The following is a 5,521-nucleotide window of genomic DNA, read 5'->3' as shown; positions in this document are numbered from 1 at the left end:
CTCTAAAGTTATATGCCATTGATATAAATATATATAATATAATAGAACTTTTATTTTTGCATCATTATTAATTCTTACTTTAATGATATTAATTCCAACAATACTATCAAAAATAACAACAGAACTTGAAAGAGGGATTTATATATTTATTTTACTTTCTTTACTATCATCTAATATAAATTATCTTATAATATCAGCAAATAAAGTCATAGATACTGACAGCTTTCATTATATTTCAACGTATATTTCTAATTATATGTCAAAATTATCATCATTTTCTTTTTTAGTATTAATGATATCTTATATATTAATATTTATAAAAGAAATTATTATGAAAAATATAAATAGATCATTTATGTTTGCTGTAATTGCTATTATACTATCAATAGCAGCTATATTTTATCTTGGAAACAGCTTTTTTCTAATCATAATATCATTTTTCAGTGCTTTGGGAATAATAATGTATATGCCTTTTGTAGTTTATATGGTAATTATGATTATGTTTTTTATAACTTTATTCACATCATTTATGACTTCAATAGTATCAAAAGAATATTACCCTAAATTTATAATATTTACACTTTTTATACTTTCAGGACTTGATATGAGTAATTTTTCTTTAAGATTGATAGCAGTATTTGCAATTATGGAAATATTAGGCATTCAAAACAGTCAAAAATACGAAACTTCATATTTGACAAATAATGACCTATGATATATTATCTTCTATTATTAAATAACAATAAAAAACAAATAAATTAAATATGAAAAAAGAAACCCTATTAGAAGAAGAAAAAAATATTAATAATATAGATGATATTGCTCAGTATTTAAAAAGCATATTAAAAGACGGTGATATTATGATAATGCAAGGCAATTTAGGATTTGGAAAAACTACATTTGTGCGTATATTATCCAAGCTCCTTGAAAGCGATAATATAGTAAGCAGCCCGTCTTTTACATTAATAAATGAATATGACATAATACTTAATGGCAAAGAAAGCATATTAAGGCATGTTGATTTATACCGTCTTGACAGCAGAGAAGAGCTTGACGATATAGGATTTAAAGATAAAATCAAAGAAAATGGAATTACTATTATAGAATGGGGTAATAAATTCATAGACTATTTTGAAGTTCCGTACTATTTGTTTGAAATAGAAATGAAAGAAGAAAACAGCAGATTATATAGGATAAGTTTGATTTCATGAAAAATTATTTTTTATTATTTATTATATTATTTTTGGCACTACTTACTTTATCATGCAGTAATAGAGTAATAGATAATAATACTGTAGTATATTCAAAAACAACTGTATCTTCAGTAAATATTATTATAGGAAATGCAATAGAATATGAAGTGCATATAATATCAAAAAATGGTATAGACTATAATTATGAAGATATTTCCTTTGATGACAGAAATAATAAAACAAGAATAATATCAGTAGAAAATGAAACTAAAGACAGAGGAAAATATAAAGAAAGAATTATAAAATACCAAATAGGGTTTTATGATATAGGTCAGTTTGTAATATATCCTTTTAAAATTTCTTATAACTATAATAATGAATACAGAGAACTTTTAGGAGAAGATGTTAATATATTAGTCAATTCTTTTTCTGACGGAGAGACACTTCCGCCTATGAAAAGAACTATGAGCATACCTATGCCTAAATATGTATGGATATTTGCTGTATTAATTGTTATTGCTGTTATAGCTGTAATAATGTTAATATTTGCTATTGTAAAATATATAGAAAAGAAATTTAATGAAAAAATTAATATTAAAGAAGATACAGAAGCATTAAATGCATTAAAAACATTAGACTGCAATACATACTACAATGAAAATAAATATGCAGAATATTATTTTGAATTAACATTTATATTCAAAAGATATCTTACAAAAAGATTTATGTTTAATATAGAAGACATGACAACAAGCGAAATTAATGAGCTTTTTCAAAATCATCATTTTAATGAAAGCGAATATATAATGAATATGCTTGAAGAGTCAGACTATATAAAGTTTGCAAAACAGATCCCAGAACTTAATATAATGCAGAAAGATTATGATTTCTGCGTGAATTACATAATAAATAACGGAAACTTACAAACTGCCATAAAACTTCAGGAAAAAGAAAATAAAAGAATAGAAAAAGAAGAAAGGAAAAAATTAAAACAAGCAAAAAAAGATGAATAAAAAAATAAATAATCTTGAAGAAAACAATAGTTAAGAGTTTATAAAAATTATGAATGAATACGATATAAAAGACACAATAGCAGCATTATCAACACCCTATTCAAAAAGTGCATTAGCTTTAATAAGAATGTCTGGAAGCAAAGCATTGGAGATAGCATCAAAAATATGTTTTTATGCAGGAGATGAAAATAAAAATATAACAAAATTTGAACATAGAAAAAGCTATTATGCATTAGTAAAAGATGAAAATAATACCCCTATAGATGAACTTATAGTGCTTTCAACACTTGCTCCAAATACATTTACCTCGGAAAATACTATAGAGTTTATTTCACATGGAAGTATTGTTGTAATAGACTCTATTTTAAATCTATTAATAAAAAACGGAGCAAGAGCTGCAAATAGAGGTGAATTTACATACAGAGCATATATTAATGGACGTATTGGTATAAGCGAGGCTGAGGCTATACATGATTTGATAGATTCTAATAACAGACTTATGGCAGAAGCAAGCATATATAAGATGCGTGGAAGACTTACAAGAGAAATTGATAAACTCAGAGATAATATTAAAAACTCTTTAATGCTTGTTTATGGAGAATTAGATTTTCCAGAAGATGATACAGAAACATTTTCTTATGATAAATTAATAGAAAATTTTATAAATATAAAAAAGGATATAGAAAATATTTTATACAATTCAAGCAGAGTAGAAAATCTTATTAATGGTATAAAGGTTGCTATACTGGGTAGAGTTAATGCTGGAAAAAGCAGTATATTTAATATGATACTTGATAAAAACAGGGCAATAGTTTCTAATATAGCTGGAACTACGAGAGATTTTTTAAGTGAGAATATATATATTGATAATATACCATTTTATTTGATGGATACGGCAGGTTTTCATAAAGAGGCTGATAATGATATAGAGCTTGAAGGTATAGAAAGGGCAAAAAAATGTGCTTATGAAGCAAATATTATACTTGCTGTGTTTGATTCCTCAAGCAATGCTGATGAAAATGATATTAATTTAATAGATTTTTTAAAAACCTTAAAAGATAAAAATATAATATACATTCTAAATAAAAGTGATGAAGAGAAAAAATTTGATTATAACATTAACTCAAAAAATATTATAAACATAAGCACAAAAACAAAAGAAGGTAAAGATAAATTAATACAAGCCTTAAAAAATTATGTAAATGATTCAGATATTGATATCTTCAATAAAGAAAGCTATGTTAATAACAGAGAAAGAGGATATTTAGAAAAAGGACTTAAACAAATTGATATATGTATAGAAAAATCAAAAATGTCATTTTCATTAGATGAAGTTGCTGAAGAGATGAACATATTAAACAATATACTAGGAAATGTTAGCGGTAAAATAGATGCTGAAGAAGTAATTAATGAGATATTTGCTAATTTCTGTATAGGAAAATAATTATAAATTTCATTTGATAAACCATAAAAAAATAGTATATTTATTATATTACTGAATTAAAAAAGACGATAAATATTAGGATATATAATATTATTATATAAGAATGAGAAAGGGAGTTTAATATATATTTATGAGAAAGTTATTTTCAATGGCTGCTGTTTTTATATTAATAAATTTATCTCTTTTTGCTGAAAGCGGATTTGAAGGAATATTTAATATACCATTAGGACTTTCTGTAGGAATGCCTATGGGACCTAAAGATGATACTACAAAAAAATTCGGACTTGGTTTTGATATAGGAATTACTGCTCAATTCGGATACATAGTAGATTTTAAAAATGGTGTAGGTTTAAGTATATTGGGAGAAGCAGGATACAGTCATGATACCTATGCCTATACTATACCTTCATCAGATAAAAGTATAGAAAATTTAAGTTCTATATCTTTTCACAGTCTTCAGGTAGGACTTCTTCCAAAAATCAATATAAAAGATTTTGCTATAGGTATAGGAGGAGGATTAAAAATACCCATATCAGGAACTATTGAAAATAAAACTACAACCTACGGAACTAATTACACTGCAGAAGGATATAATGTAAATATAATTGATATAGTTAATGAATATGACAAAATGAATGTAATACCTTATGTTAAATTAACATTTGATTATTCTGTATTCAATGACTATAATGTAGCAGCAAACTTCGGATTATATTTTGATTATGAGTTTGGTACTAGAAAAAAAATCGATGAAAAAACATATACCTCTGTAGACAGTTTTGGAGCAGGACTTCAAATTGGTTTAAGATTCAGTCCTTTTAAGACCCCTTATAAAAAATTGCCTCCTTCTAATAATACTAATAATAATAAATCAAATGCAGTTGTATCACCAGAATCTTATAAAAATAATTGAAATTATTTATTATGATTTTTTTAGAGAAAGTCTTTTTTTATATATCTCATACTCTTTTATAAAATTATTTATATCAAGTATATGTATATAATTTTCAGCATCTATACTGATAAATCGTACTTTTTTTAATTCATTTTTTATCATATTAATATCATTATTATATCCTATTACAGCTGCAATATCATGTAATTTATATAAAAGCTTTGCTGTATTTACATCTTTATTAAGAAATAAACTCTCAGTTCTAACTATATAGTATATAGTAATAATAAGTTTCATAAATATATCTTTAATATTGAGTGCCATAACTTTAAGTACACTATTTCTTATTTTTGTGCAAATTATTTGCAGATAATATGGTCTTAAAGAGTTTACATTAGCAACTATTGATATGAACTCTTCTTTTTTTAATAATTTTATTTTAGAATCCTCAAGAACTATTGTTGTAGTTGAAAGAGGCTGATAAGTAATATCTGGCATATATCCGTCTATAAGATTATTGCTGGAATAAATAGCTCTTGTAACCAATTTTGAATTTATAACATTGTACACACCTACTTTGCCAGAATTGATAAGATAAAGATAATTACTAGCCATAAGCTCCGTATATAAACAATATCCTTTTTTATAATAAAATATATTATCTTCCATTGCTTCTGGTTCAGGCAAATTATATTCTTTCATAGAATCTATCATATCTTTAATATCTTTAATACTGCGGCTACTTGGAAAAAGTTTTAAATATTGATTATATATTTCATAAGCAGCTGTAGGAAAGCTATTATCATTATATACTTGAGCCAAATTTAAAACATATCCCTCATTGATATCATATTTGGTCATAGAATGATTATGCGAAAGATTAATATAATATTTGCTTAGCCATATCTCCAAAGAATTTTCTAAATAATTATGCATTTTTTTTATTAAGTCTTTATTATATATATTAATAATATCA

General features: G+C 24.7%; 5 protein-coding genes and 1 pseudogene. 5 read left to right on the top strand and 1 reads right to left on the bottom strand.

The annotated features are described in order from the left end of the window. Positions 1 to 82 precede the first annotated feature (82 nt). The 5 genes and pseudogenes from KQ44_RS15500 to KQ44_RS13830 all read left to right on the top strand — a co-directional run bounded on the left by KQ44_RS15500 (position 83) and on the right by KQ44_RS13830 (position 4,563). Positions 83 to 715, top strand: coding sequence for a WESB_1763 family membrane protein (locus tag KQ44_RS15500; protein WP_276307062.1), 633 nt, complete (start codon positions 83 to 85; stop codon positions 713 to 715). A gap of 49 nt (positions 716 to 764) precedes the next feature. Beyond that, positions 765 to 1,211, top strand: a complete 447-nt coding sequence (gene tsaE, locus KQ44_RS13845; protein WP_096737944.1) for a tRNA (adenosine(37)-N6)-threonylcarbamoyltransferase complex ATPase subunit type 1 TsaE — start codon at positions 765 to 767, stop codon at positions 1,209 to 1,211. Further along, positions 1,208 to 2,240: pseudogene (locus KQ44_RS13840) on the top strand (hypothetical protein). The gene tsaE and the pseudogene KQ44_RS13840 overlap by 4 nt, the downstream one beginning before the upstream one ends. 15 nt (positions 2,241 to 2,255) lie before the next feature. Beyond that, positions 2,256 to 3,650, top strand: coding sequence for a tRNA uridine-5-carboxymethylaminomethyl(34) synthesis GTPase MnmE (gene mnmE / locus KQ44_RS13835; RefSeq protein WP_096737942.1), 1,395 nt, complete (start codon positions 2,256 to 2,258; stop codon positions 3,648 to 3,650). 130 nt (positions 3,651 to 3,780) lie between these two features. Next, complete coding sequence (locus KQ44_RS13830) at positions 3,781 to 4,563, top strand: outer membrane beta-barrel protein (protein WP_096737941.1); 783 nt, start codon at positions 3,781 to 3,783, stop codon at positions 4,561 to 4,563. 9 nt (positions 4,564 to 4,572) lie between these two features. Here KQ44_RS13830 and KQ44_RS13825 read toward each other — a convergent pair. Further along, the coding region (locus tag KQ44_RS13825) for a cyclic nucleotide-binding domain-containing protein (protein WP_096737940.1) at positions 4,573 to 5,521 on the bottom strand (949 nt) is incomplete at its 5' end.

The sequence above is a fragment of the Brachyspira sp. G79 genome (assembly GCF_002379365.1).
In the GTDB taxonomy this organism is placed as follows: domain Bacteria; phylum Spirochaetota; class Brachyspiria; order Brachyspirales; family Brachyspiraceae; genus Brachyspira.
This window is presented reverse-complemented; position numbering and strand designations above follow the sequence as displayed.